The following is a 24,242-nucleotide window of genomic DNA, read 5'->3' as shown; positions in this document are numbered from 1 at the left end:
GCGTTTTGAAAAAGTCTCATAATTATCTGTTGCTTGTGCTACATTGGTGCATATTTTTTTGCCTTTGGAGACGATTATGAGAAAGAAGCTACTGGGATTTGCAGCAGTTACAGGTTTGGGACTTGTTCTCGCAGCCTGCACACCCGGACCGGTCGACCCGGAGACCGGTGAAATTCTGAATACCCGCGAGGTACCAAGCAAGAAGTTCCTTGTCGGCGGGTCCAACAAAGCGGGAAATGCGGCCCCGGTTCCAGTGGATGAGCTCGACGATCAGCAATTCCTCAACGTATTTCACGAGCTTGCGCCAGATTTATGTAGTGAGAACGGATCGCTCAACGCCTGTATTCAAAAGCTCAAAAACAGCAAAAAACAGTTTCAAGGACTGTCAGGCATCACAGGGCGCGCATTGCTGAGAGCTGCGGACTCAACACAAAGATCAAATGGAAAACGGGAGATTTTCGTAAAGGGTCAGATTCTGGAAAACTGCGCGCATGACCCACTTCTTTCTGGCTATAGCTACAATTCCAAGACCCGCGATCTGAGGTTGTGCGTTTTGATGATAACCGAGATTCCTAACGCCAAGGACAGAAACAGCCGGTTTCGGTATCAGTATTTTCACGTCGAGGCAAAAAATGCCAGAGTCGACAAAAGAGATAACAGCAATCCCGACAATATCTTCCCGGCCGCCGCCAGCGCGACGGGCCTGAAAATAAAAGCAACAGCTGAAAATCAGCATCTGAACCTTAAGCTGTATGCCAATGGGCGAAACATTCGGATCGTTAACTATTGGGAAGCAAATGCACAGAACAAAAACAATAATCCGAAATGGAAGATGTACACCAAAAGTACGCCGGGTATGCCTCCGCGCATAGCGGCGTATTTTGACGTCGATAAAGACGCCTGTGTGGACATGCTGTTCCCCGGCCCCAAGGTGCCGCCCGTCTTGTCGCCGGCTGATGTAGCGGGCGTTCACTATTGCCTCGGACGCTGTAAGCACCCGCCTATAGTGAATACCAAGTAATAGGCATCGACTGCGGCGGTGGATCAGTCTTGCAAAAGGATCCGCCGTCAAAGTTTCCTATAACCACATTTTCGGTCAGATCGGCATCGATACATCGTCACGAACGCCAGAAAGTCATGGCGTGGGCCACGGGTTAGGACCTGGGCGCCGCTTTTGCATAACGCAATCCAACAGGAGCGGTGCCACAACGGAGAGATTTCTGAAACTCCGGTCTGATGTGTCTTCCCACGGACACCGGCTGTCCGCTCCGCATGACAAAATCCGGCTAAAACAGATCGACTGACAAAGGCCTGATCCTCTCAGCCCGCGGGCAGAATCCAGCGCCCGCTGAGCAGGAAACTGAGAACCCGAAACGTGAAAGAACAGATCGATTCAACTTGTTAAAACCATACCACCCGCCGAAGTGCTCCACTCACAATCCAGGACACTGAACTAGGCGGGTTCTGGTCAGTTTGCCTACCTCTCCCCTTGGGTTATACGTAGGCGCGCCCGGGAACGATGTTCTGCTCCGTGATAAGATCAGCTTTGTACCCTTTTACCTGGCCTAGGCTGAAACATATCGCATCAAAATCTGTGGTGACCTTAGGCTCATAAGGCGCATTGGTAATGTCCAACACGGCAATGTCCATGGATTGGATATGACGTAGCGGAGCCGCCATATTGGAAATCCGGTCGGTTATCGTCTCATGAACCGGCATTTCTTGTGTTTTGACCGAGCTATCTATCATGGACGTTGACGCGTTCGTAAAGAGTCATCTCGCGTCTGAAGCGACAAATAGCATATCCTGAGTCGTTTCCCTAAGGAGCCCACACACCGAGCTGGCGGCACCGCGGAGCGCCTTGCCATAGTGTCACTGCTAAAAGCCCCAATCGCGTGACCACGCTGGGGGCTATGCGCCAGCTCTTCCCCGCGGAATAACTTCGTAACCCGGCTCCTCAGGTTCATCGTCCTGCATTTCGGCTGGAAACCCCGGCGCGCGGATATCCAGGCCGGTGGCCTCCTCAAGCCGCCTGATGATGTTGGGCGACAATTCCCGCTCGCCATAGCGTGCAATTCCGTCGTCAAAGATCTTGATCATCGCGGGGTTCATCTCCAGCGGCACCCCGGCGCGGTCGGCGACCTCTTGAAAAAGACCAATATCCTTTTTCACCAGATCCATCGTGAACGAGATATCCCGCGAGCCGTTCAGGATCACCTGGCTTTCAGTCTCATGCACAAAAGAGGTGCCAGAGGAGATTTTGATCGCCTCATAGGTCGTACTCAGGTCCATGCCTGCCGCTTTAGCGGTCACCAGAGCCTCGGCGCAGGTGATCAGGTTGGCGGTCGCCAGATAGTTGGTCATGACTTTAAGCACCGAGGCCGAACCCAAATCGCCAGTGTGCAGCACGCGGCGCCCCATCGTGGTCAGCAGCGGCAGAATCATCTCAAAGGTTTCACGATCACATCCCGCAAAGATCGAGATATTTCCGGTCGCCGCGCGATGGCAACCACCGGAAACGGGGCAATCGACGGCCACTCCGCCGCGTTCAATCACCGCAGCTCCCAAGCTCCTCACCTCAGCCTCGTCGGTGGTCGACATCTCCATCCAGATTTTTCCGGGTCGCACCTCAGGCAGCATGTCCTGCAGAACAGCATCCGAAGCGGCCGGTGAGGGCAGACAGGTAATGACCGCGTCACAGTCCCGCATAAGCTGGGCCGGATCGTCAGCAGTTTTTGCGCCATCGGCGGCCAACCGGGCAACCAGCTCTGGGTTGAGATCATGAACCGTCAGGTCAATCCCGTTTCTAAGCAACGAGCCCGACAGCTTGCCCCCGACATTCCCCAACCCGACAAAACCCACTTTCATATGGCACCTGTTTTTGCTGATCTGTTTCGATCATCGCAGCATGACACATCCGCAACGTCATGCCGCCCAGCGACGTCGACAGGTCGCTTTTTATCGCCGACGACACCTGACGTGCTCGACATGCTTGACAAGCCCCCCGCCCGTACCGCATGTCCGATCCGTTGGTGTCCTCGAACGAGGATGAAAAGGGAATGCGTCAGCGGAGCTTCCGTCAAACGCAGCCGCCCCCGCGACCGTGACCGGAGAGGGTGCCCAATGCCACTGGCCAAAAGGCCGGGAAGGCGGGACATCCGACAAGGCAACCGCCTTGGCATCCGCAAGCCGGGAGACCTGCCAGCACCCGAGTACGAAACCGGACGGGGTGTTCCGGCGTCGGGACCATGGCAATCTGCGTGGCCCGCATGAAACCCCGTCCCCCATGAACCGATTAGGGGGATGAGACACGTGACCGAGACCAAACCAGTTGAACTGCTGGTCTGTACCACTTGCCGCCGCGGCCTGCCCGTCGAAGATGACGCCCAGCGCCCCGGCACATTGCTGCACAAAGCGCTGGAACAGGCCGAATTGCCCAAGGGCATCACTCTGAAGCCGGTTGAATGCCTCTCGAATTGCGATCAGGGCTGTTCCATCGTGCTGCGGGGTGGCCCCGAGCGCTGGACCTTTGTCTATGAGAACCTGAACGAGACCGACCATATCGACGTGATCGTTGACGGCGCGACCAAATATCTGGCCACCGAAGATGGCTTGGTGAAGTGGCGCGAACGCCCCGAGCATTTTCGCAAAAACTGCGCCTCGCGCATCCCTCCGATTGGAGCATAGAAATGAGCAATCTCGAGAAACTCCCCGTCACCGTGATCACAGGCTTTCTTGGGTCGGGCAAGACCACCCTGGTCCGCCATCTGATGCAGAACCCGCAAGGCAAGCGGCTGGCTGTAGTGGTCAACGAATTTGGCGATGTTGGCGTTGACGGCGACATCCTGAAGTCCTGCGCCATCCCGGATTGTCCGGCTGAAAACATCATGGAACTGGCCAATGGCTGCATCTGCTGCACCGTGGCCGACGATTTCATCCCCACCATCGAAGCACTGATGGCGCTGGAGCCGCGCCCTGAGCATATTCTGATCGAAACCTCAGGCCTCGCGCTGCCAAAACCCTTGCTCAAGGCGTTCGACTGGCCGGATATCCGGTCCAAGATCACCGTGGATGGCGTGATCGCTCTGGCCGATGCCGAAGCCGTGGCCGCCGGTCGCTTTGCCCCGAATGTCGCGGCGGTCGACGCGCAGCGCATGGCTGATGACTCGATTGACCATGAAACGCCCCTGTCCGAGGTATTCGAGGATCAGATCTCCTGCGCAGACATCATTCTGCTGACCAAGCCCGATCTGGCGGGTCCAGAAGGTGTTGCCAAAGCCAAAGAGATCATCGCGGCCGAGGCCCCGCGCCCGCTGCCCGTGGTTGAGGTCGCCGAGGGCGTCGTCGACGTTCGGGTCGTTCTTGGGCTGGAAGCGGCTGCCGAAGATGACATGGACGCGCGCCCGTCGCACCATGACGGCCATCACGATCATGAACACGACGACTTTGAAAGCATCATCGTCGAGTTGCCGGAACAGACCGACCCGCTTGCGCTGGTTTCCAAGATCGAACGCCTTGCCAACGAGTTGAACATCCTGCGCGTCAAGGGATATGCCGCCGTTCAGGGCAAGCCCATGCGCCTGCTGGTACAGGCTGTCGGCGCGCGCGTGCGTCATCAATACGACCGCCCATGGCAGCCCGGCGAAGAACGCCGCTCGCGTCTGGTGGTCATTGCCGAGCATGACGATATCAAAGAGGCCCAAATCCGCGATATTCTCGTCGGAGTGCCAGAGGCCGCCGAATAAGCCATGCACGTCGTCTTTCGCGAAAGCCACGGGTTGGAAGAGACCGAAACCCCAACCGATCTGGGCCAAAGCCCGGCGGATCTGGTGGTGCTGTCCTTTTCCGACAGCGACCTTGGCGCTTTCGCGGCAGGCTGGCATCGGGGCGGCGGTCCCGACGGGCACATGCCATCAATGCGGTTGGCCAACCTGACCGCGTTGAAACACCCGCTGTCCGTCGACACCTATGTCGAGCAGACATTGGACGGGGCCAAAGGCATCCTGATCCGCCTGATCGGCGGGGTGCCGTATTGGCCCTACGGTTTGCAGCAGGTGCTGACGCTGGCGCAGGCCAAGGGCATCGCTCTGGCCGTCCTGCCCGCGGACGGGCGCGAAGATACCCGGCTGGATGACTACTCCACCCTGCCCGTCTCGACCCTGCGCCGACTGGCCCATCTGTGTGATACCGGCGGCGAGGTCACGGCGCAGGCTGCATTGGCCCAGATGGCTCTGGCGGCGGGGTGTTATGCCGGGCCCGTAATGGGTGCCAAAACCCTGCCGGAATGCGGCGCATGGTGCCCGGATCGGGGCGTGATCCCGATCGATACCGCCTTCACGGGTGATGCAAAACGCATCCTCGTTACCTTTTATCGCGCGTATCTGACATCGGCCGATACCGCACCGGTTGCGGCTCTGATCGATCGCCTGCGCGCGCGCGGGTTCGCAGCGGTTGGCTTGTTCGCCCCGTCGTTGAAAGCGCCTGCATCGGCGGATTGGCTGCGCGAAGGCATCGTCGCGCTGAACCCTTCGGCGATCATCAACGCCACCTCATTCTCAGGCAAAGGCGCATCGGGCACCTCGCCTCTGGACGCAGCAGATGTGCCGGTGTTTCAGGTCGCCCTCGCGACGTCGCGCCGCAAAGCCTGGGCCGAAGCGGAGCGTGGGCTATCACCAGCGGATCTTGCCATGCATGTTGTGCTGCCCGAGGTTGACGGGCGAATTTCAGCAGGCATCGCTTCGTTCAAAGAACCGGGCAAGCGTGATCCCGATCTGGAGTATTCCCGCTTTGCGCACCGCGCCGAGCCGGAACGTATCGAGGCGATCATCGACCGGGTCGCGGGCTGGATGAACCTCAGCGCCAAGCCAAACAAGGATCAGGTTCCCGCGCTGGTGCTGTCCACCTACCCAGGCAAAGAGTGGCAAATGGCCCATGCAGTCGGCCTGGACGCGCTGGCCTCGGCCGAGGCGATGCTGGCCGACTTGTCAGGCGACGGCTATGACACCGCAGCGGGCGAACCGATCGCCCAGACCTTGCCGGACGCGCGCATATCATGGTCAATGGATGATTATCGGGCAGCACTGTCGGACCTGCCCGCGCAGTTGTGCTCTGACCTGCAATCGGTCTGGGGCACTCCCGAGGATGACCCGGTCTTCGCAGACGGCGCATTCCATTTCACCGCATTGCGGCGCGGCAAGGCCCTGATCGCACTGCAACCGGAACGCGGTACGCCCGAGCTGCGCGACGACGATTATCACGACCTCTCGCGCACTCCGCGCCACAGCTATGTGGCGTTCTATCTGTGGCTGCGCAAAGGTCTGGGGGCAGACGCGCTGATCCACATCGGGGCACATGGCACGCTGGAATGGCTGCCCGGCAAATCCGTAGCGCTGTCCGCCGAATGCTGGCCCGAAGCGCTGATCCGCGATCTGCCTGTGATCTACCCGTTCATCGTCAATGATCCCGGCGAGGCCGCACAAGCCAAACGCCGGATCGGAGCAGTCACGCTGGGCCACATTCCTCCACCCATGAAAGAAAGCGGTACGCCGGATCGTATGGTCCGACTGGAAACGCTGCTAGATGAATTCTCGAACGCCGACGGACTGGACCCCAAACGCCGTGACCGCCTGCAAGAGGACATCCGGGACGAAGCCCAGGCCATCGGACTGGAAAGCGATCTGGGCCTGGATCAGGCCACCTGCACCGCCGAGGCGATCACCCGGATCGATCGCTTTGTCTGTGACATCAAGGAAAGTCAGTTCGGCGACGGGTTGCATATCTTTGGCCGGGTGCCCGAAGCAACCGGCAACTTCGATCCTGCGCCATCGGCCCGTGCCGAACGCGGCGCCCTGACCGATGCACTGGCGGGCAAACGGATCGAGGCCGGACCATCCGGTTCGCCTTATCGCGGTCGCTCGGATGTGCTGCCGACGGGACGGAACCTCTATACCACGGACCCGCGTTCCGTGCCGACCCGTGCGGCCTATGCCCAAGGCGTCAAACTGGCTGAGGAACTCGTCCGTCGGCATCTGCAAGAGGAAGGCGATTATCCCAAAGGGCTGATCGTCGATCTATGGGGCTCGGCCACCATGCGCACAGCGGGCGAGGAATTCGCTATGGCGCTGCATCTACTGGGCGTGAAGCCAGTTTGGGACAAAGGCTCTGAACGGGTTTCGGGCATCGAAGTTCTGCCGATCACTGACCTCGACCGCCCGCGCCTGGATGTGACCCTTCGCGTGTCGGGCTTGTTCCGGGACGTCTTCCCGACGCTCTCGGCGCTGTTCGGTCAAGCCATCCGGGCCTTGTCGAACCGTGATGAAGCCGCAGATTGGAACCCCTACGCCGGTCAGGCGCCTGTCTCACGGGTCTTTGGGCCGGCACCGGGCAGCTATGGCGTGAACATGACGCACCTGTCCGAGACCTACACGGATGAGGCCCGCATGCAGGCAGGTGAAGCATGGCTGCAAGCAAGTTCCTATGCGTTGGAAGGGGAGCATATTGCGCAGGATGTCCTCGGCATCACCGAACGCGTCGCCAACGCTGACAGCTTTGTCCATCTGCAGGATCTGACCGAAACCGATCTTCTACTGGCCAATGACTATGCCACGCATGAAGCCGGGTTTGCCGCGGCCAAGAAGATCATCGGCGGCAGCGCGCAGCTTTATCATCTGGACAATACCAACCCGGAACATCCCCGCGCCCGTACGCTGCCCGAGGAAATCAGCCGCGTCGTTCACGCGCGCGCCGCCAATCCTGGATGGATCGCAGGGATGCAGCGGCACGGGTTCCGAGGCGCGGCCGAGATCGCGGCCACGCTGGATCATATGGCGTCCTTCGCGCATCTGTCCGGCACCGTCGCACCGCATCTGTTCGATCTCTATCACGATGCAACACTGGGCGATGAAGAGGTCGACGCCTTCCTGCAAGAGGCCAACCCGCTGGCCCATCAGGCCATGCAGGACCGGTTCCGCGCATTGCTGGCGGCAGGGCTCTGGGACACACGCCGAAACTCGATCCGCGCGGATCTGGAGGGGCTGGGATGAGTGCTCCGGTGGTTCAAGGCTGGTGCCCCGGCGCGCACCGACCAATGATGTCCGGTGACGGTCTGGTTGTCCGTGTGCGCCCCCGACTGGCGCGGTTGACGGCCGAACAGGCGCTCGGCCTCTGTGATTTGGCCGGTCGGTTTGGCAACGGCACCATTGACCTAACCAACCGCGCCAACCTGCAACTGCGCGGGGTTGCGGAAACGGACCATCGGGCATTGCTTGAGGAACTTGCCGGGCTCGACCTGCTGGACGCCGAGCCCGGCATCGAGGTGCGGCGGAACATTCTGGTCTCACCGCTCTATGAGGCCGGTGATCTGACCTCACGGTTGACGCAAAAGCTTATTGACCGGCTGGGCGACCTGCCCTCTCTGCCCGCAAAGTTCGGCTTTGCCATCGATACCGGAGTGCAGCGTCTGCTGGCCGGAGATTCAGCAGATATCCGGCTGGAAAATGGCCCCGATGGGTTGATTCTTCGGGCCGATGGGGCCGAAACCGGGCGCGTTGTCAGCGAAGCCAACGCAGTTGATCGGGTCATATCGCTGGCTAGCTGGTTTACAGAACATCACGCGCCCGAGACCCGCCGCATGGCCCGGCTGGTGGCAACACAGGGTTTGCCGCAAGAGTGGCTGGGGCACGCACTCGCTCCTATCGGAGCGCCGCTGCAACCGGGTCGTTGCTGGTTGGGCACGCTCTATGGCGCGGCTTTCGGACAGTTGCCTGCGGACCGGCTTGCCGACCTAATCAGCGCATCGGGTGCAAGCGCCCTGCGCGTCACCCCGTGGCGACTGATCCTGCTGGAAGGCGGGGCGGCGCTCCGTGCGTCGGGGTTCGTCACAGATGGCACTGATCCGCTGCTAACCACTGACGCCTGCCCCGGCGCCCCGTTCTGCCCGCAGGCGCAGATTGAAACCCGCGACATTGCCCGCGCCCTGGCCGCGCGTGTTCCGGGCAACCTGCATGTTTCGGGTTGTTCCAAGGGCTGCGCTCGAATGGGATCGGCCGACATCACTTTGATCGGCAACAACGGACGATTTGATCTTGTCAAACAGGGCCGCGCGGGGGATGAGCCTTGCCAACGCGGGCTGAGCCCTGAAACCCTTATGACCATGGACTTCACCTGATGCCCTATGAATACGAAACCGACGGCGCGGCAATTTACAAGCAGAGCTTTGCCACGATCCGATCCGAGGCCGATCTCGGGCGTTTTGATGGCGACGAGGAACAGGTCGCGGTTCGCATGATCCATGCTGCTGGGATGGTCGGGCTGGAAGAGTTTGTCCATTTCTCACCGGATTTCGTAGCAACTGCCCGCGCCGCGCTGGAAAACGGCGCACCGATCCTGTGCGACGCGCGCATGGTCAGCGAGGGGGTGACACGCTTTCGGCTGCCCTCCGATAACGAGGTGATCTGCACCCTGCATGACGACCGTGTGCGCCCTCTGGCCGCTGAGATGGGCAATACCCGCTCTGCCGCTGCGCTTGAGTTGTGGAGGCCGCATCTGGACGGTGCGCTGGTGGCGATCGGCAACGCCCCGACCGCGCTGTTCCATCTGCTGAACATGCTGGAAGATCCTGATTGCCCGCGCCCGGCGGCCATCATCGGATGCCCTGTCGGTTTTGTGGGCGCGGTGGAGTCCAAAGACGCGCTGTGGGCGGCACAACCCGTACCCTCTTGCATTGTCAAAGGACGCCTGGGCGGCAGCGCCATCACAGTGGCTGCCATCAACGCAATCGCGAGCCGCGCCGAATGAGTGCAGGTCGCATATACGGCGTGGGCCTCGGCCCGGGGGATCCCGATCTGATGAGTGTCCGGGCCGACCGTCTGTTGCGTAGCGCCCGGCATATCGCGTTCTTCCGCAAGCCCGGTCGTAGCGGTCAGGCACGAAAGATCGTGAACGGGATGATCCCCAGCGGTGCCGTCGAGTTTCCGATGGAATACCCCGTTACTACGGAAATCGCTGTCACCGACCCGCGCTACAACGAACTGCTATCTGCGTTCTACGAAGACTGTGCAGCGCACCTGAAAGCGCTTGCAGATCGCGGTGAAGAGGTGGTGGTCCTTTGCGAAGGCGACCCGTTCTTCTACGGGTCTTTCATGCATCTTTACAGCCGGTTGCGCGACCATGTTAACGTCGACATCATCCCCGCCATCACCGGTATGTCGGGGGCCTGGACTGCAACCGGCGATCCGATCACCTGGGGCGACGATGTGCTGACGGTTTTGGTCGGGACCCTGCCCGAGGATACGCTGGCCGAGCGTATGGCTCAGACCGATGCGCTGGTTGTAATGAAGATCGGCCGCAATATCGACAAGGTAAAGCGCGCGCTGAAAACGGCCGGTCTGTTTGATCGGGCGTGGATTGTGGAATATGCGCAGATGCCAAACCAGACCGTGACCAAGCTGTCCGAGGCCTGTGAGAAGCTGGCACCCTATTTCTCGATCATTATCGTACATGGTCAGGGACGCCGACCATGAGTGGCTGGGTCAAAATCGCAGGTCTTGGCCCCGGCGATGAAACGTTGGTGACGCCCGAAGCAACGGCGGCATTGGCCGAGGCGACCGATGTGGTCGGCTATTTTCCCTATGTCGCCCGCGTGGCCGAACGCGCGGGCCTGACGCTGCATGCCAGCGACAACCGGGTTGAGATTGACCGGTCCCAACACGCGCTGCAAATGGCGGCGGAAGGTAAACGCGTCGTGGTGGTCTCATCGGGCGATCCGGGTGTGTTTGCAATGGCCGCGGCGGTGTTCGAGGCTCTGGAAAGCGGCCCCGAGATGTGGCGTGATCTTCAAATCGACGTTTTGCCGGGGATTACGGCCATGCTGGCTGCGGCTGCCCGCGCAGGCGCACCGCTGGGGCATGATTTCTGTGCGATCAATCTGAGCGACAATCTCAAACCTTGGTCCTTGATCGAAAAACGCCTGCGTCTGGCGGCGCAGGGGGACTTTTCGATGGCCTTCTATAACCCGCGGTCGAAATCCCGACCGGAAGGCTTTGTAAAAACGCTGGAAATCCTGCGTGATGAATGCGAACCCGAACGCCTAATCCTATTTGCGCGGGCCATCTCGCGGCCGGATGAGGCGCTTCGTATCTCGACACTGGCCGAGGCCACGCCAGAGATGGCCGATATGCAGACGGTTGTGATCGTCGGCTCTTCGCGGACGCGGATCATCGAACGAGACGGCGGACCAATCGTTTACACGCCGAGGTTCACCCCGGAATGAGCCAGCCAGTCCATAACTTGCGGCACCGACGTAAGCTCGATCCGTTTAGGCTGGGCTGGGCGATCGATCATCAACACCGGCAGGCCAAGCGCCCGTGCGGCGTCCAGCTTGGCGCGCGCGCCAGTTCCGCCCGCGTTTTTGGAAACAACCAACTGGGTTCCGTGGCGCTGCATCAGCGCTGTGTCCTCCTGCACCGTGAACGGACCACGCGACACCACCACCTCTCGCTTTGGCAAGGGCAGTTCGTCGGGTGCGTCGACCAGCCTCAGCAGGTAGTCGTGCTGAGGCTGAGCTGCAAAATCCCTAAGGTGCATTCGACCAACCGCCAGAAAAACCCGCTGCGCTGGGCCGGACAAAGCATCAACAGCGCGCGCGATGTCTGGAACATGCTTCCAGCGATCTCCGTCGCCCGGAACCCAGGCTGGGCGCGTCAGCGCAGCCATAGGCGTCCCTGTTGCCATGCAGCAGGCGCGGGCAGCGTTCCGGCTCATCTGCGCGGCAAAGGGATGGGTTGCGTCGATAACGTGGCTGATATCATTCTCTCGGATATACATGGCCAGACCTTCCGCGCCACCAAACCCTCCGACCCGCACCGGCACGGGTTGCGGGCGCGGTGTGTCGACACGGCCTGCGTAGGAATAAACCGCCGCAACACCTTGGTCGGAAACAGCTTTGGCCAATGCGTTAGCCTCGGTCGTACCGCCAAGGATCAGGAGTTTGGACATGCATAAAGCTCCGTGGCTCACCGTGCTGGGACTGGGCGAAGATGGACTGGATGGCCTGTCCCCCGCAAGCCGTCAAGTGCTGGATGCAGCAGAGGTTGTGATGGGCCCGCCGCGTCACCTATCGCTGGTCCCTAAAACCGATGCCGAGCGCATCGAATGGCCGGTTCCTTTTATCGATGGACTGCCAATCCTACAGGGGCTGCGCGGACGGCGCACGGTTGTTCTGGCCTCGGGTGATCCATTCTGGTTCGGCGCGGGATCGGTGATCGCGCGCAATTTTGACGCTGGCGAATGGACCGCCCTGCCCGGTCAGTCGACCTTTTCACTCGCCGCGGCTCGATTGGGTTGGCCGTTGGAAAGCACGCTAACCTTTGGCCTGCACGCCGCCCCCCTGACCCGCCTGCGGCCTCACTTGTCATCCGGCTTGTACGCCATATTGCTGCTGCGCGATGGCAAGGCGGTTGCAGAACTGGCCACCTACCTGACCGAAACTGGCTTTGCCGACAGTAAGCTGCACGTTATGCAGGCTTTGGGCGGGCCGCGCGAAAATACCCGGATCGTGTCGCTGACCGAAGCCCTGCTGGGCACGTTCGATCACCCGGTTTGCGTCGGACTTGAAGTGACGGGAACGGGCCGCGCCTTTCCAAAAGCGTCGGGCAAGCCGGACGATATCTTTGAAACGGACGGGCAGATTACCAAACGCCCGATCCGCGCCCTGACCTTGTCGGCGCTGGCCCCGCAACGAGGCGAGCACCTGTGGGACATTGGCGGCGGAACAGGTTCCATCAGCATCGAATGGCTGATGTGTGATCCGACGCTGACAGCCACCAGTATCGAACCGCGTGCAGACCGTGCCGAGCGTATTCGACGCAATGCCGATACACTGGGACAAGACCGGTTAGAGGTTGTTCATGGCACCGCACCCGATGCGCTGGCTGATCTACCTCTGCCAGACGTGGTCTTCATCGGCGGCGGCATGAGCGTTGCGCTTTTGAATTGGCTGCGGGGCAACCTACGCCCCGGGACCCGGCTGGTCGCAAACGCGGTGACCCTCGAAAGCGAGGCCCTGCTGGCCGAGTGGCAGACAAAACTGGGCGGGGAGTTGTTGCGCATCGTCCTGGCGCAGGCCGCGCCGCTGGGTCCGCGACGCGGATGGCAATCGGCCTATCCGGTGGTGCAGTGGAGCGTAACGCTATGATCGTGGCTGGCATCGGGTTCTCTTCTGCTGCGACAGTCGGCAGCCTGCAGGCAGTGTTCGATCAGGCCGCAACCGGTCAGAAGGTTGAGGCGCTAGCGACCGCAGCTGACAAAGACGGGCACCCGGCGCTGCAACAACTTGCGGCGACCCTGCGCCTGCCCTTGCATCTTATCGGAGCCACGGACTTGAGTGGCCAGCCCACGCTTACCTCCTCACCCCGCAGCCGCTCCGCATATGGCACCGGCAGCGTGGCCGAGGCATCCGCCCTTGCTGCCGCCGGGCCCGGCGCGCGGCTGATCTCACCCAGACACATATCGGACGACCGGCTTGCGACCTGCGCCGTCGCGATCGGAGGACAGTTATGACCGTTCATTTCATCGGTGCCGGACCGGGTGCCGCCGACCTGTTGACCCTGCGCGGGCGCGACATCATCGCGTCTTGCCCCGTGTGCCTATATGCGGGGTCCCTGGTGCCCGAGGAAATCCTGAGCCACTGCCCCAAGGATGCAAAGATCGTAAACACCGCGCCCATGGATCTGGATGCGATCATGGCTGAAATCGAAATCGCGCATAAGGCCGGGCAGGACGTGGCGCGCCTACATTCCGGCGATCTGTCCGTTTGGTCAGCAATGGGCGAACAGATCCGCCGCCTTAAAGACATGGGTATTCCCGTCAGCGTCACCCCCGGTGTGCCTTCTTTTGCGGCAGCTGCAGCGGCACTTGGCACCGAGTTGACCCTGCCCGGCCTGGCGCAATCTGTCGTACTGACCCGCACGCCCGGACGCGCCTCGTCTATGCCCGAAGGCGAGACGCTGGAGAACTTTGCCCGTACCGGGGCCACGCTGGCGATCCATCTGTCTATCGGCAATCTGGAGAAGGTCGTCGCAGACCTAACACCCGCCTATGGCGCGGATTGCCCTGTGGCCGTTGTATATCGCGCAAGCTGGCCGGACGAGCGGATTATCCGGGCCACGCTGTCGACGCTCAGCGCAGCGCTGGATGACGGCATCTCGCGTACAGCGCTGATCATGGTTGGACCTGCGCTGGCCGGTGAAGGCTTTGACGAAAGCTGTCTGTATTCCAAAACCTATGACCGCCGCTATCGCCCGCAAAGCGCCGAGAGCCCGTGGTCAAGCTGGAGCCACGGCGATGATTAACCCCCCCGGACTGTTGATATCGGCCCCGTCTTCCGGCACCGGCAAGACCACCGTGATGCTGGGCCTGCTGCGCGCGCTGGTCGAAGATGGCTTGACGGTTCAGCCGTTCAAAAGCGGGCCGGACTATATCGATCCGGCCTTTCACCGGGCGGCCGCCGGGCGGGCGTCCTATAATCTGGACAGCTGGGCCATGAACGATGCCCTGTTCAACGCTATCTCTGCGCAGGCCACCGGGGCTGATATTGTTGTTGCCGAAGGGTCGATGGGCCTGTTTGACGGAGTGGCAAAACCGGGCGAACAGGGGCACGGCACCAGTGCAGAGACCGCGCAGCGCATGGGGTGGCCGGTGGTTCTGGTTCTGGATGTCGGAGGACAGGCGCAATCCGCAGCGGCGACCGCGCTGGGGTTCCGGATGTATAATCCGGACCTGCCCTTTGCGGGCGTGATTTTGAACCGATGTGCCAGCCCCCGTCATGAGCGGTTGACCCGTCTGGGGATGGAACGTGCCGGCCTTCCGGTTCTTGGGGTGTTGCCGCGCCGAGGGGACCTGACCTTGCCTGAACGGCATCTAGGATTGATTCAGGCGGTCGAACACCCCGATCTGGAAAGCGCAATTGCAGGCTATGCACGTTTTTTGCGCGAGCATGTGGATCTTGAGGCCCTCAAAACTGCGGCCTCCTCAGGCCCGGACGGGCCATCGTCAGCCGCGCTGCCGCGCCCTCCGGCGCAACGGATCGCGCTGGCGCAGGATGCTGCGTTTTCATTTACCTATCCGCATTTGCTGGAGGGTTGGCGCCGCGCGGGGGCGGAGATTCTGCCGTTTTCTCCGTTGGCGGATGAAGCCCCCGCTACTGATGCCGATCTGATTTGGCTGCCCGGCGGCTATCCCGAGCTGCATGCGCCAACGCTGGCTGCCGCCACGACATTCCGTAAAGGGTTGCGCCGTCACGCCGAAACACGGCCCGTGCATGGCGAATGCGGCGGCTACATGGCCCTTGGGGATGTTCTGATCGACAAGGAAGGTGCGCGCCATCAAATGGCGGGCCTACTGGGGCTTGTCACGTCCTACGAGAAACGCAAATTCAACCTTGGCTATCGCAGGGCGGAACTGTTGGCCGATATGCCCGGTTTTGCCGCCGGAACCGCTCTGCGGGGGCATGAGTTCCACTACTCCTCAATCGTCGAGCAGCCCGATGCGCCGTTGGCGCGTGTTTTTGATGCCGAAGGGTCGGAAGGCCCACAAACTGGGTCGCGGCGCGGCAATGTCACAGGCACATTCTTTCACATGATCGTCGAGGCATCGGCATGAGTGGTTTTGTTTCGTTCATCGGTTCAGGCCCCGGCGACCCGGAGTTGCTGACCCTCAAGGCCGTAGACCGCATGCAGAAGGCGGACGCGATTCTGTTCGATGATCTGAGCAGCGGCCCGATCCTGACCCATGCCCGCCAGGGCGCCGATCTGGTTGGCGTCGGCAAGCGCGCCGGTCGTCCGTCGCCCAAACAGGATCATGTCAGCCGGTTGCTGGTCGACTACGCCAAAACCGGTGCCCGCGTCGTGCGGCTGAAGTCGGGCGATGGGGGGCTGTTTGGACGGCTTGAGGAGGAACTGGTCGCCCTGCGCGAGGCCGGGGTCGAGTATGAAATCATCCCCGGCATACCCTCGGCTGTGGCGGCGGCAGCAGCGGCCGGAATTCCCCTGACACGGCGTCTGACGGCACGGCGTGTGCAGTTTGTCACCGGGCATGACGTCAGCGGAAAACTACCTAAAGACCTGAACCTTCCCGCGCTTGCGGACGCGCAGGCAACCACCGTGGTTTTCATGGGCAAACGCACCTTCCCACCGCTGGTCGACATGTTGCACGCCCATGGCTTGCCGCTTGAGACTCCGGCTCTGATGGCCGAAGCGGTCTCAACGCCTCAGCAGTCGCTCCAGCGGTCCACCATCGGCGCATTGGCAGAAACGCTGCGCCAGGAAATCGGAACCGCACCTGCTCTGATCCTCTATGGCCCACTTGCGGAGCTTGAGCATGTATGAGCTAAGCCTGATCGGCATCGGAACAGGCAACCCGGATCACCTGACGTTGCAGGGGGCCGAAGCGATACGTGAGGCAGAGCTGATCCTCATCCCGCGCAAGGGCAAGAACAAGGAGGATCTAGCAGGGATACGTGAGGCAATCATCGTGCAGGTGACCGACCATGCGCCCGTGCTCTCTTATTTCGATATCCCGCCTCGACGCGCGGATGACGGGTATCTTCGCGGCGTGGACGACTGGCACGACGCCATTGCCGAGCGCTGGCAAACGGCAATATCACAACACCCCAAGGCACGCCGCATCGCTTTGCTGATCTGGGGCGATCCGTCGCTGTATGACAGCTCGCTGCGAATCGCATCCCGGCTGGTGCCGCAGCCGCGTATCCAGGTCATTCCGGGCATCACCGCGCTGCAGGCGCTGACTGCCGCACATGCGATACCCGTCAACGAGATTGGCGCCCCCTTCGTCGTAACCACCGGCCGCCGCATCCGAGACGAGGGCTGGCCTGAGTTCGGCACAACCGTAGCGGTCATGTTGGACGGTGAATGTTCATTTCAAAGCCTTGAAATGGCCGATTTCGACATCTGGTGGGGCGCTTATGTGGGTATGCAAGAAGAGATCCTGATCAGCGGTCCGCTGGCCAAGGTCAGCGCAGAAATTCTGAAGACCCGTGCCAGCGCCCGTGCGCAACACGGCTGGATCATGGACATCTATTTGCTGCGCAAGCGGGGAATTTGACATAAAAGGTCGCAAATGACAATTGCACCGACACCCGGTTCACGGCTATATGGCAGCGCTTGGTCCCGCCAGAGAAATCTGGATGCTAAGAGGGAATTTGGTGAGACTGCACGTCAGTCAAGTCCAGAGCCGCCCCCGCGACTGTAAGCGGTGAGCCTCTGCTCAACCAGCCACTCCCGAAATTCGGGGGGAAGGCGAGCAGAAGCACTGACCCGCAAGCCAGGAGACCTGCCAGGCGACAACTTGAAACACCGGCCGTCGGGTGCGACGGCACAGGAGGACTAAGACATGACAACACAGACCCAAACTGCCGGCGTCGCACGCACAGGTATCTTCTCGGTCTTTTTCGCAGTGGCCCTGGGCCTGGGGCTTATCACGCTGACCGGCCATGTTCAGGCAGCTGCGCTGCATGACGCGGCACACGACGTGCGTCACGCAACCGGCTTCCCCTGCCACTAAGCAGATGTTCAGTCGGATATTGACCAGCGCGTTGTTCGCTGGTGCTGCAGCGGGGCTGATAGCCGCCTTGCTGCAGTTGGTATTTGTGCAACCCGTTCTGTTGCATGCCGAGCTGTATGAATCCGGAGAGCTGGTGCATTTCGGCGGCGAAGCTGTATCTGCACATCCCGAGCTGCCGGGCATGTTCACGGAACTGACCCGCGATGCGCTCAGCGTCATTTTCACAATGCTGACCTATACCGGCTATGCGCTGGTTCTGGTTGCGCTGATGTCCATGGCCGAAGGTCAGGGGCATCCGGTTGATGGCCGCACCGGTGTTTTGTGGGGGCTGGCTGGTTTTATCGCAGTTCATCTTGCGCCCGGCTTTTCGCTCGCGCCCGAAGTCCCGGGGGTTGCCGCCGCAGACGTTTCTGCGCGGCAGATCTGGTGGTTTGCGACGGTCGCTGCCGCGTCGGTCTCCATGTGGCTGATCGCGTTTGGCGGCAACATCGTCAGCTATGTGATCGCGGCAGGTCTGCTTCTTGCACCTCACCTGATCGGCGCGCCTGAACCGGATGTGTTCACCGGCCCGGTTCCAACGGAAATCGGAGCCCTGTTCGCCGCCCGAGCCTTTGGCATTGGGCTGGCGGCCTGGGTGCTGGTTGGAGCATTTGCCGGCTATTTCTGGCAAAGCGAAGGCAAGCGCGCAGAAGCCGCAACCTGATCTGTCATCGCTTCACCCCGCCGGGCCCGGCCCGGCGGGATTTTCATTTTTGCGTTAGGAAACGAAATGACCCGCTCATTAGCGCTGTTCGCGATCGGTCTGGTTTTTGGCGGCGGTGCAGGTTTCGTGCTTGCAGCAGCCAATGGTGTCACGTTTGATGGCCATGACCATTCCAACCCTTCACATCATGGCGGTACGCATGCCGAAACCATGGCACATGATCACGCAGCAACAATCAATCTGCCGGGCGGCCCGGATGCGCCCAGTCTTGAGATTGCCCTGACCCAAGACCCAATGGCCGGATGGAACCTGTACGTTGCGCCACAGAACTTTCGCTTTGCACCGGAAAACGCCTCGGCCGCAGACAATCCCGGTGAGGGTCACGCGCATGTCTATGTGAATGGCGCAAAGCTGGCCCGCCTCTACGGCAACTGGATGCATATTGCAGAATTGCCCAAAGGCGAAGTCGAAATTGAGGTGTCACTGAACGCCAACAGCCACAGCGCGCTGATGGTCGATGAGGTGCCGGTCAGGGCCTCGGTGACGGTTCAGGTGGATTGAAGCGCCGGTATACGCGCCCGCAAACACAATCGAAGCCGCCCGCAAGGCCGGGCGTCTTCAATCCAGCCCAGCGGGCTGTCCAGATAGGTTTTACAGGTCGCAGCTATGTCATCTGCGTCCGCCGCCACATCCAGCCCGGAAAAGACGTAAGAGGCCATTCCCTCACCCTGAAGGGCAATTGATACAGGTGTGTCGCAGCCACTGAAACAAACGTGTTCCCGCACTTCAATCTGCGCTTGCAGCCCTACCCGTTCCAGCGCAACCAGGACGGCTCGTTTGTCAGCGTTCATATCGCGTTCGCCTGTGCAACTGCTGCAAATCAATAGACGGTTCCGAGCCACGGTATTCCTGTTATGCTTGCCCCTGCTGTTTCTGCGCCTTTCACGATTGCTGCGCAAGCCCACACCGACAGGGACCCCACGATAATGTGAGTGCATTCTGGTCTGTTTTCTGACAACACTTTCGCGACCCAATTTCGAGAGGTGGCCTTATGAAACCCTTTTGGACCGCGCTTTGCCTGCTGCCCTGCCCTGCCCTTGCGGATGTGGGAGAACCCCTGTCGGGCTGGGCGGTCTATCCGACCGACAAAAGCTTTGAGCAGTTGGTGGATGACACTCGGGTTGCCGTGAAAGAAAACGGGCTGATCGTGGTCACGCAGGCCGGGCCCACCAAGGCCGCAGCGGCACGCGGGATCACCATTCCGGGCAACCGGGTCATCGGGGCCTTCAACAATGACTATGCGGTCCGGGTTCTTGAGACGTCGACCGCCGCGATGATCGAGGCCCCAATCCGTTTCTACGTCACAGAAAATGATGATGGCACGGCAACTCTGTCCTACAAGACGCCCAGTTATGTCTTTGCCCCCTATGTCTATGAGGGCGGTGAGGCACTGACTGACATCGCCACTGAACTGGATGCTAAGTTTCAGGCGGTGGCGGAAAACGCAGTCAAATAGTCACACTGACGTGAAGCGACTTGCGCCCGAGGGCGTACTCCGCAATCTGCTCTGACAAAAGAAATTCGGAGCTTAACTGATGCAGGATCTGTCCCCGCGCGCTGCTGATCTACTGGCCCAACGGCTGTATGAGGCCGGGTGCCGTCACGCTTTTGGCATGCCCGGCGGCGAAGTTCTGACGCTGGTCGATGCGTTGGAACAGGCCGGTATCACCTTTCACCTGACCAAGCATGAGAACGCGGCGGGCTTCATGGCCGAGGCCGTGCATCATCGGGATGGCGCACCCGCCATTCTGGTCGCCACACTTGGCCCCGGCGCGATGAATGGGATCAATGTGGTCGCGAATGCGCTGCAGGACCGGGTGCCGATGATCGTGCTGACCGGCTGCGTCGACGCGGATGAGGCGCTGACCTATACCCATCAGGTGATGGATCACAGCCGTGTCTATCGCTCGATCACCAAAGGGACGTTCATGCTGACCGCTGAGGGGGCAGACATTGTTGCGGACAAGGCGGTCTCGCTTGCCACGCAGCCCCGCCCCGGTCCGGTGCATATTGACGTGCCGATTTCAGTAGCCGACGCCCGTGTCAGCACTCCGAAACGCCGCCGTCTTGCAAAGCCCGCCGCCGTTGCGCCAGAGGGCGATTGCTTGGAAAAGGCACGCCGATGGATTGCAGGTGCCGAGCGTCCTTTGGCGATCATCGGTCTCGATGTGCTTTATGACGAATCGCGCAGCGTTGTGCGCGCTTTCCTTGAGCATTTCGGCATTCCCTTTGTAACCACATATAAAGCTAAAGGGGTGGTACCCGAGGATCATCCCTTATGTCTTGGCGGCGCAGGCCTGTCTCCGTTGGCTGACGAGCATCTGGTGCCCTTGGTTGAACAGGCTGACCTGATCCTGTGCCTCGGCTATGACCCGATCGAAATGCGCCCCGGCTGGCGCGAGATCTGGGATCCCGAGGAAAAGCGTGTGATCGACATTTCAGCTGTGATCAACGACCACTACATGCATCAGGCTGGCCTTAATATGGTCGCCGATACAGGCGCCACACTTGAGGCGCTCGCCAAGGGCAATCCATCGCGTCAGACTTGGCCGGATGGCGAACCTGAACAGGTAAACGCTGCACTGGCCGAGGCATTCCCTACAGATGACGATTGGGGCCCCGCCGCTGTGATCGCCGAAACGCGCGCCGTATTACCGCCCGAAACGCTGGCGACCGCCGACAGTGGCGCGCACCGTATCCTGCTGAGCCAGATGTGGCCGTGCCACGAGGCGCGCGGGCTAATCCAGTCGTCGGCGCTGTGTACAATGGGCTGCGCGGTACCCATGGCCATTGGCCTGAAATTGGCCGAGCCCAACCGCCCGGTTATAAGCTTCTCAGGCGATGCCGGTTTCCTGATGGTCGCCGGAGAGCTGTCGACCGCAGCCGAAATTGGTGGCAACCCCATCTTTCTAGTATTTGTCGATGCCAGCCTTGCGCTGATCGAACTAAAACAGCGTCAACGACAGATGGGCAACCGGGGTGTTGATTTCGACCGTCACGACTTTGCCGCGATGGGCCGCGCCTTCGGCGGATATGGGCACACCGTCCGCAATCGCGAGGAATTGCGCGCCGCGCTGGAACAGGCGACCAAAGCGGATCGCTTTACGGTCATCGCCGCAGAAATCGACCGCGGAGGATATGATGGCCGGATCTGAAGGACCGCTGAAGGGCGTCAAAGTTCTGGACCTTAGCCGCATTCTGGCCGGCCCCACCTGCACGCAATTGCTGGGCGATCTGGGGGCCAGCGTGATCAAGATTGAGAACCCCGCAACCGGCGGCGACGACACCCGCCAATGGGGCCCGCCCTATGTGGTGGATGCGGATGGCAATCGCTCGGATTTGAGCGCTTATTTCATGTCTGCCAATCGCAACAAGAAATCTGTGAGCATCGATATCACCACGCCCGAAGGGCAGGCTCAGATCCGTCGGCTGGCGTCCCATGCCGATATTCTGATCGAGAACTTCAAACCCGGCGGTTTGGCGAAGTATGGTCTTGATTATGCGACGCTGTCGCAGGACTTGCCGGGGCTCGTCTATTGCTCGATCTCGGGTTACGGCCAGACCGGCCCGAATGCGACCAAGCCGGGATATGACCTGATGGCGCAGGGTTATGGCGGCATCATGTCCCTGACCGGGGACCCCGCAGGCGTCCCCACAAAGGTCGGGGTTGGCATCGCGGATGTGATGTGCGGCATGTACGCAAGCGTTGGCATTCTGGCGGCGTTGCGCCACCGGGATCTTACCGGCGAAGGTCAGCAGATCGATCTGGCCCTGGTGGATGCACAGATTGCCTGGCTGATCAACGAAGGCGTCAACTATCTGACCTCGGGCGCTGTGCCCCAGCGGCGCGGCAACGGGCACCCCAACATCGTGCCTTATGACGTCTATGAAACTTCGGATGGGTACGTCATACTGGCCGTCGGAAATGACAGCCAGTTCAAACGTTTCTGCGGCTTCATTGACCATCCGGAACTGGCCGACGATCCTCGATTCGCAACCAACCCGCAGCGCCTGGAAAACCGCGATGCATTGAATACGATCCTGCGTCCGGCGCTGCAAAAGGTGGATATGAAATCGGCCATTGATGGGCTGGAACAGCTCAAGGTTCCGGTGGGGCCGGTTCAGACCCTGGATCAGGTTTTTGCCACCGATCAGGTTGCCGCCCGGCAGATGCAGATCGCCATGCAGGCCGACCCATCCGAAGTGCAACTGATCGGGAATCCCCTCAAGTTCTCACAGACGCCTGTAACCTATCGCAAGGCCCCGCCTGTGTTCGGTGCTGACACAGAGACGGTTCTGAGCGCAGAAAATCCGTTCGAAGACTGAAACACTCTGACCATTTAGGCGGCATGTTGCTGAAACATGCCCTTGAATCGGCGGTTTTTTTCACTTTTTACGCACACAGCTTTTCACCAATTCGAGAGGAGGGTCGATACTGGTACGAGCCATCGGCACACTCTGTTAAATCGAACAGTGTCAAATATCGCAATCAGATTGGACCCAAGTATGAAACAAGATATTTTTGGACAAATGAACACGCTGACCACGGCCGAAAGTGCTGAGGCTTGGAATGGTGTTCTGCTTGGGTTCATGGCGCATGCCGCAATCACCCCTCAGCATTTGGGTAAAGTGCTGGAGCTTGAACCGGATTTCGCACTGGGTCATGCGATCAAAGGGTTGTTCATGGTTTTGCTGGGCCGGCGCGAGATGCTTCCCGTCGCGACCGAGGCTCTGGCCGCGGCCAATGCCGCGATGGAACGTCAGCCGGTTTCAGCGCGCGAGAAACAGTATGTCGAGGCGCTGGCGCTCTATCTCGCTGACCTGCCCTCGCAAGCGGTACAGAAATTCGAAGAGATTTTGCGCACAAACCCGCAAGACACGCTGGCGATGAAGCTGAGCCATGCAACACGCTTTGTGCTGGGGGATTCTGAGGGTATGCGCCGTTCCATCGAACGCGTCCTGCCTACTTACGAACCCGATCACGCCGGGCGTGGCTATCTGCTGGGCTGTCATTCCTTCGCACTGGAAGAAACCGGCGCCTATGAAAAGGCCGAGATCGCTGGTCGTCAGGCGCTTTGGATGGTGTCGGATGACGCTTGGGGTTTGCACGCGGTGGCGCATGTTCATGAGATGACCGGTAACGCGCAACTGGGCCTGGATTGGCTAGCCGGGCGCGAGGATGCTTGGGCGCATTGCAACAACTTCCGCTATCACGTCTGGTGGCACAAGGCGCTGATGCATCTGGATTTAGGTCAGGTCGACCGTGTGATCGAGCTGTATGACCAGAACATCCGCAAAGACAAAACGGATGACTACCGGGATATCTCGAACGCCACATCGCTGCTGTCTCGGCTGGAGCTTGAGGGTGTGAATGTCGGCGACCGCTGGGAGGAGCTTGCCGACCTCAGCGCAGCGCGCACCGAAGACGGCTGCCTGATCTTTGCCGACCTGCACTATCTTTTGGCTCTGACGGGCGATAGCCGTGCGGATGCGACCGGCAAAATGCTGCAGCGCATTCAGAAGGATGCTGGACGCAATCACGGTGACACCGCAATTCGGATGTCTGACCCCGGCATTGCCGCCGCCAAAGGGCTTGAGGCCTTTGGCGACGGGCAATACGGCGCGGCGTTCGACTTTTTGTCAAATGCACGCGGATCAATGCAATTGGCAGGTGGCAGCCACGCCCAACGCGATGTATTTGAACGCATTACTATCGACTCCGGTCTTCGAGCAGGCCGGCTGGATGCGGTCGAACGCATTCTAGATGACCGGCGTGCAAAGCGCGCTGGTGGCGAGGATAACTATGCCCTGGCACGCCGCGCCCTGATCGATGCGGCGCGTGACAGCGGCGACGCACAAAGCGTCCCCGCCGAATAAAAACAACAAGACGACCAAGAAGGAC

At 60.5% G+C, this 24,242-nt stretch carries 25 protein-coding genes and 2 riboswitches; of the genes, 21 read left to right on the top strand and 4 right to left on the bottom strand.

Going from position 1 to position 24,242, the window contains the following annotated elements:
* Positions 1-76 precede the first annotated feature (76 nt).
* Complete coding sequence (locus ACR0I7_RS01380; RefSeq protein ID WP_480507683.1) at positions 77-1,021, top strand: hypothetical protein; 945 nt, start codon at positions 77-79, stop codon at positions 1,019-1,021.
* 473 nt (positions 1,022-1,494) lie between these two features.
* Here ACR0I7_RS01380 and ACR0I7_RS01375 read toward each other — a convergent pair whose 3' ends face one another.
* Positions 1,495-1,749: a hypothetical protein gene (locus ACR0I7_RS01375; protein WP_480507681.1), complete on the bottom strand. Its 255-nt coding sequence runs from the start codon at positions 1,747-1,749 to the stop codon at positions 1,495-1,497.
* 162 nt (positions 1,750-1,911) lie between these two features.
* Positions 1,912-2,868, bottom strand: coding sequence for an NAD(P)-dependent oxidoreductase (locus ACR0I7_RS01370; protein WP_480507679.1), 957 nt, complete (start codon positions 2,866-2,868; stop codon positions 1,912-1,914).
* A gap of 145 nt (positions 2,869-3,013) precedes the next feature.
* Positions 3,014-3,220, top strand: a riboswitch (cobalamin riboswitch).
* Between the two features lie 83 nt (positions 3,221-3,303).
* Here ACR0I7_RS01370 and ACR0I7_RS01365 point away from each other — a divergent pair.
* Genes ACR0I7_RS01365 through cobJ form a run of 7 tightly spaced genes read left to right on the top strand, consistent with a single transcriptional unit; the run spans position 3,304 to position 11,269 of the window.
* Positions 3,304-3,687, top strand: coding sequence for a DUF1636 family protein (locus ACR0I7_RS01365; protein ID WP_480507677.1), 384 nt, complete (start codon positions 3,304-3,306; stop codon positions 3,685-3,687).
* Positions 3,688-3,689: 2 nt separating this feature from the next.
* Positions 3,690-4,745: a cobalamin biosynthesis protein CobW gene (gene cobW, locus ACR0I7_RS01360; protein WP_480507676.1), complete on the top strand. Its 1,056-nt coding sequence runs from the start codon at positions 3,690-3,692 to the stop codon at positions 4,743-4,745.
* A 3-nt stretch (positions 4,746-4,748) separates the two neighbouring features.
* The gene (gene cobN, locus ACR0I7_RS01355; protein ID WP_480507674.1) at positions 4,749-8,042 is read left to right on the top strand and encodes a cobaltochelatase subunit CobN; all 3,294 of its coding nucleotides are present in this window, start codon (positions 4,749-4,751) and stop codon (positions 8,040-8,042) included.
* Positions 8,039-9,166, top strand: a complete 1,128-nt coding sequence (gene cobG, locus ACR0I7_RS01350; protein WP_480507672.1) for a precorrin-3B synthase — start codon at positions 8,039-8,041, stop codon at positions 9,164-9,166. Before cobN ends, cobG begins: the two co-directional genes overlap by 4 nt.
* On the top strand, positions 9,166-9,795 hold the full coding sequence (locus ACR0I7_RS01345; protein ID WP_480507670.1) for a precorrin-8X methylmutase: 630 nt from the start codon (positions 9,166-9,168) through the stop codon (positions 9,793-9,795). The genes cobG and ACR0I7_RS01345 overlap by 1 nt, the downstream gene beginning before the upstream one ends.
* Positions 9,792-10,520 (top strand): precorrin-2 C(20)-methyltransferase, encoded by a 729-nt coding sequence (locus ACR0I7_RS01340; RefSeq protein ID WP_480507668.1) that lies wholly within the window; start codon positions 9,792-9,794, stop codon positions 10,518-10,520. The genes ACR0I7_RS01345 and ACR0I7_RS01340 overlap by 4 nt, the downstream gene beginning before the upstream one ends.
* Complete coding sequence (gene cobJ / locus ACR0I7_RS01335) at positions 10,517-11,269, top strand: precorrin-3B C(17)-methyltransferase (protein ID WP_480507666.1); 753 nt, start codon at positions 10,517-10,519, stop codon at positions 11,267-11,269. The genes ACR0I7_RS01340 and cobJ overlap by 4 nt, the downstream gene beginning before the upstream one ends.
* Here cobJ and ACR0I7_RS01330 read toward each other — a convergent pair.
* Entirely contained in the window at positions 11,242-11,994 is a 753-nt protein-coding gene (locus ACR0I7_RS01330) for a cobalt-precorrin-6A reductase (protein ID WP_480507664.1), read from the bottom strand. The genes cobJ and ACR0I7_RS01330 overlap by 28 nt on opposite strands.
* Between ACR0I7_RS01330 and cbiE the strand changes: the two genes are divergently transcribed.
* The 9 genes from cbiE (at position 11,993) to ACR0I7_RS01285 (ending at position 18,841) form a co-directional block, all read left to right on the top strand.
* Complete coding sequence (gene cbiE / locus ACR0I7_RS01325; protein WP_480507662.1) at positions 11,993-13,192, top strand: precorrin-6y C5,15-methyltransferase (decarboxylating) subunit CbiE; 1,200 nt, start codon at positions 11,993-11,995, stop codon at positions 13,190-13,192. The genes ACR0I7_RS01330 and cbiE overlap by 2 nt on opposite strands.
* Positions 13,189-13,557, top strand: coding sequence for a cobalamin biosynthesis protein (locus ACR0I7_RS01320; protein ID WP_480509680.1), 369 nt, complete (start codon positions 13,189-13,191; stop codon positions 13,555-13,557). Before cbiE ends, ACR0I7_RS01320 begins: the two co-directional genes overlap by 4 nt.
* On the top strand, positions 13,554-14,348 hold the full coding sequence (gene cobM / locus ACR0I7_RS01315) for a precorrin-4 C(11)-methyltransferase (RefSeq protein ID WP_480507660.1): 795 nt from the start codon (positions 13,554-13,556) through the stop codon (positions 14,346-14,348). The genes ACR0I7_RS01320 and cobM overlap by 4 nt, the downstream gene beginning before the upstream one ends.
* On the top strand, positions 14,341-15,657 hold the full coding sequence (locus ACR0I7_RS01310; RefSeq protein WP_480507658.1) for a cobyrinic acid a,c-diamide synthase CobB: 1,317 nt from the start codon (positions 14,341-14,343) through the stop codon (positions 15,655-15,657). The genes cobM and ACR0I7_RS01310 overlap by 8 nt, the downstream gene beginning before the upstream one ends.
* Positions 15,654-16,382: a uroporphyrinogen-III C-methyltransferase gene (gene cobA / locus ACR0I7_RS01305; RefSeq protein ID WP_480507656.1), complete on the top strand. Its 729-nt coding sequence runs from the start codon at positions 15,654-15,656 to the stop codon at positions 16,380-16,382. The genes ACR0I7_RS01310 and cobA overlap by 4 nt, the downstream gene beginning before the upstream one ends.
* Positions 16,375-17,118 (top strand): precorrin-6A synthase (deacetylating), encoded by a 744-nt coding sequence (gene cobF / locus ACR0I7_RS01300; RefSeq protein WP_480507654.1) that lies wholly within the window; start codon positions 16,375-16,377, stop codon positions 17,116-17,118. The genes cobA and cobF overlap by 8 nt, the downstream gene beginning before the upstream one ends.
* A 43-nt stretch (positions 17,119-17,161) precedes the next feature.
* Positions 17,162-17,368: riboswitch (cobalamin riboswitch) on the top strand.
* 38 nt (positions 17,369-17,406) lie between these two features.
* Positions 17,407-17,577, top strand: a complete 171-nt coding sequence (locus ACR0I7_RS01295) for a CbtB domain-containing protein (protein ID WP_480507652.1) — start codon at positions 17,407-17,409, stop codon at positions 17,575-17,577.
* A 4-nt stretch (positions 17,578-17,581) separates the two neighbouring features.
* Positions 17,582-18,280 carry a CbtA family protein gene (locus ACR0I7_RS01290; protein ID WP_480507650.1) on the top strand — a complete coding sequence of 233 codons (699 nt, stop codon included), beginning with the start codon at positions 17,582-17,584 and terminating at the stop codon, positions 18,278-18,280.
* Between the two features lie 66 nt (positions 18,281-18,346).
* A complete protein-coding gene (locus ACR0I7_RS01285; RefSeq protein WP_480507648.1) occupies positions 18,347-18,841 on the top strand; it encodes a hypothetical protein in 495 nt (164 codons plus the stop codon).
* Here ACR0I7_RS01285 and ACR0I7_RS01280 read toward each other — a convergent pair.
* Positions 18,829-19,182 (bottom strand): DUF1636 family protein, encoded by a 354-nt coding sequence (locus tag ACR0I7_RS01280; protein WP_480507646.1) that lies wholly within the window; start codon positions 19,180-19,182, stop codon positions 18,829-18,831. The genes ACR0I7_RS01285 and ACR0I7_RS01280 overlap by 13 nt on opposite strands.
* A 149-nt stretch (positions 19,183-19,331) precedes the next feature.
* Between ACR0I7_RS01280 and ACR0I7_RS01275 the strand changes: the two genes are divergently transcribed.
* The 4 genes from ACR0I7_RS01275 (at position 19,332) to ACR0I7_RS01260 (ending at position 24,217) form a co-directional block, all read left to right on the top strand.
* A complete protein-coding gene (locus tag ACR0I7_RS01275) occupies positions 19,332-19,796 on the top strand; it encodes a DUF302 domain-containing protein (RefSeq protein ID WP_480507644.1) in 465 nt (154 codons plus the stop codon).
* A gap of 79 nt (positions 19,797-19,875) precedes the next feature.
* A complete protein-coding gene (locus ACR0I7_RS01270) occupies positions 19,876-21,495 on the top strand; it encodes a thiamine pyrophosphate-binding protein (protein WP_480507642.1) in 1,620 nt (539 codons plus the stop codon).
* Positions 21,482-22,666, top strand: coding sequence for a CaiB/BaiF CoA transferase family protein (locus tag ACR0I7_RS01265; RefSeq protein WP_480507641.1), 1,185 nt, complete (start codon positions 21,482-21,484; stop codon positions 22,664-22,666). Before ACR0I7_RS01270 ends, ACR0I7_RS01265 begins: the two co-directional genes overlap by 14 nt.
* 180 nt (positions 22,667-22,846) lie before the next feature.
* Positions 22,847-24,217 (top strand): tetratricopeptide repeat protein, encoded by a 1,371-nt coding sequence (locus tag ACR0I7_RS01260; RefSeq protein WP_480507639.1) that lies wholly within the window; start codon positions 22,847-22,849, stop codon positions 24,215-24,217.
* The last annotated feature ends 25 nt before the right edge of the window (positions 24,218-24,242 follow it).

The sequence above is a fragment of the Ruegeria sp. AM1 genome (genome assembly GCF_056540745.1).
Note: the sequence above shows the minus strand (reverse complement) of the source record. Positions and strands in the feature narration are given on the sequence as shown.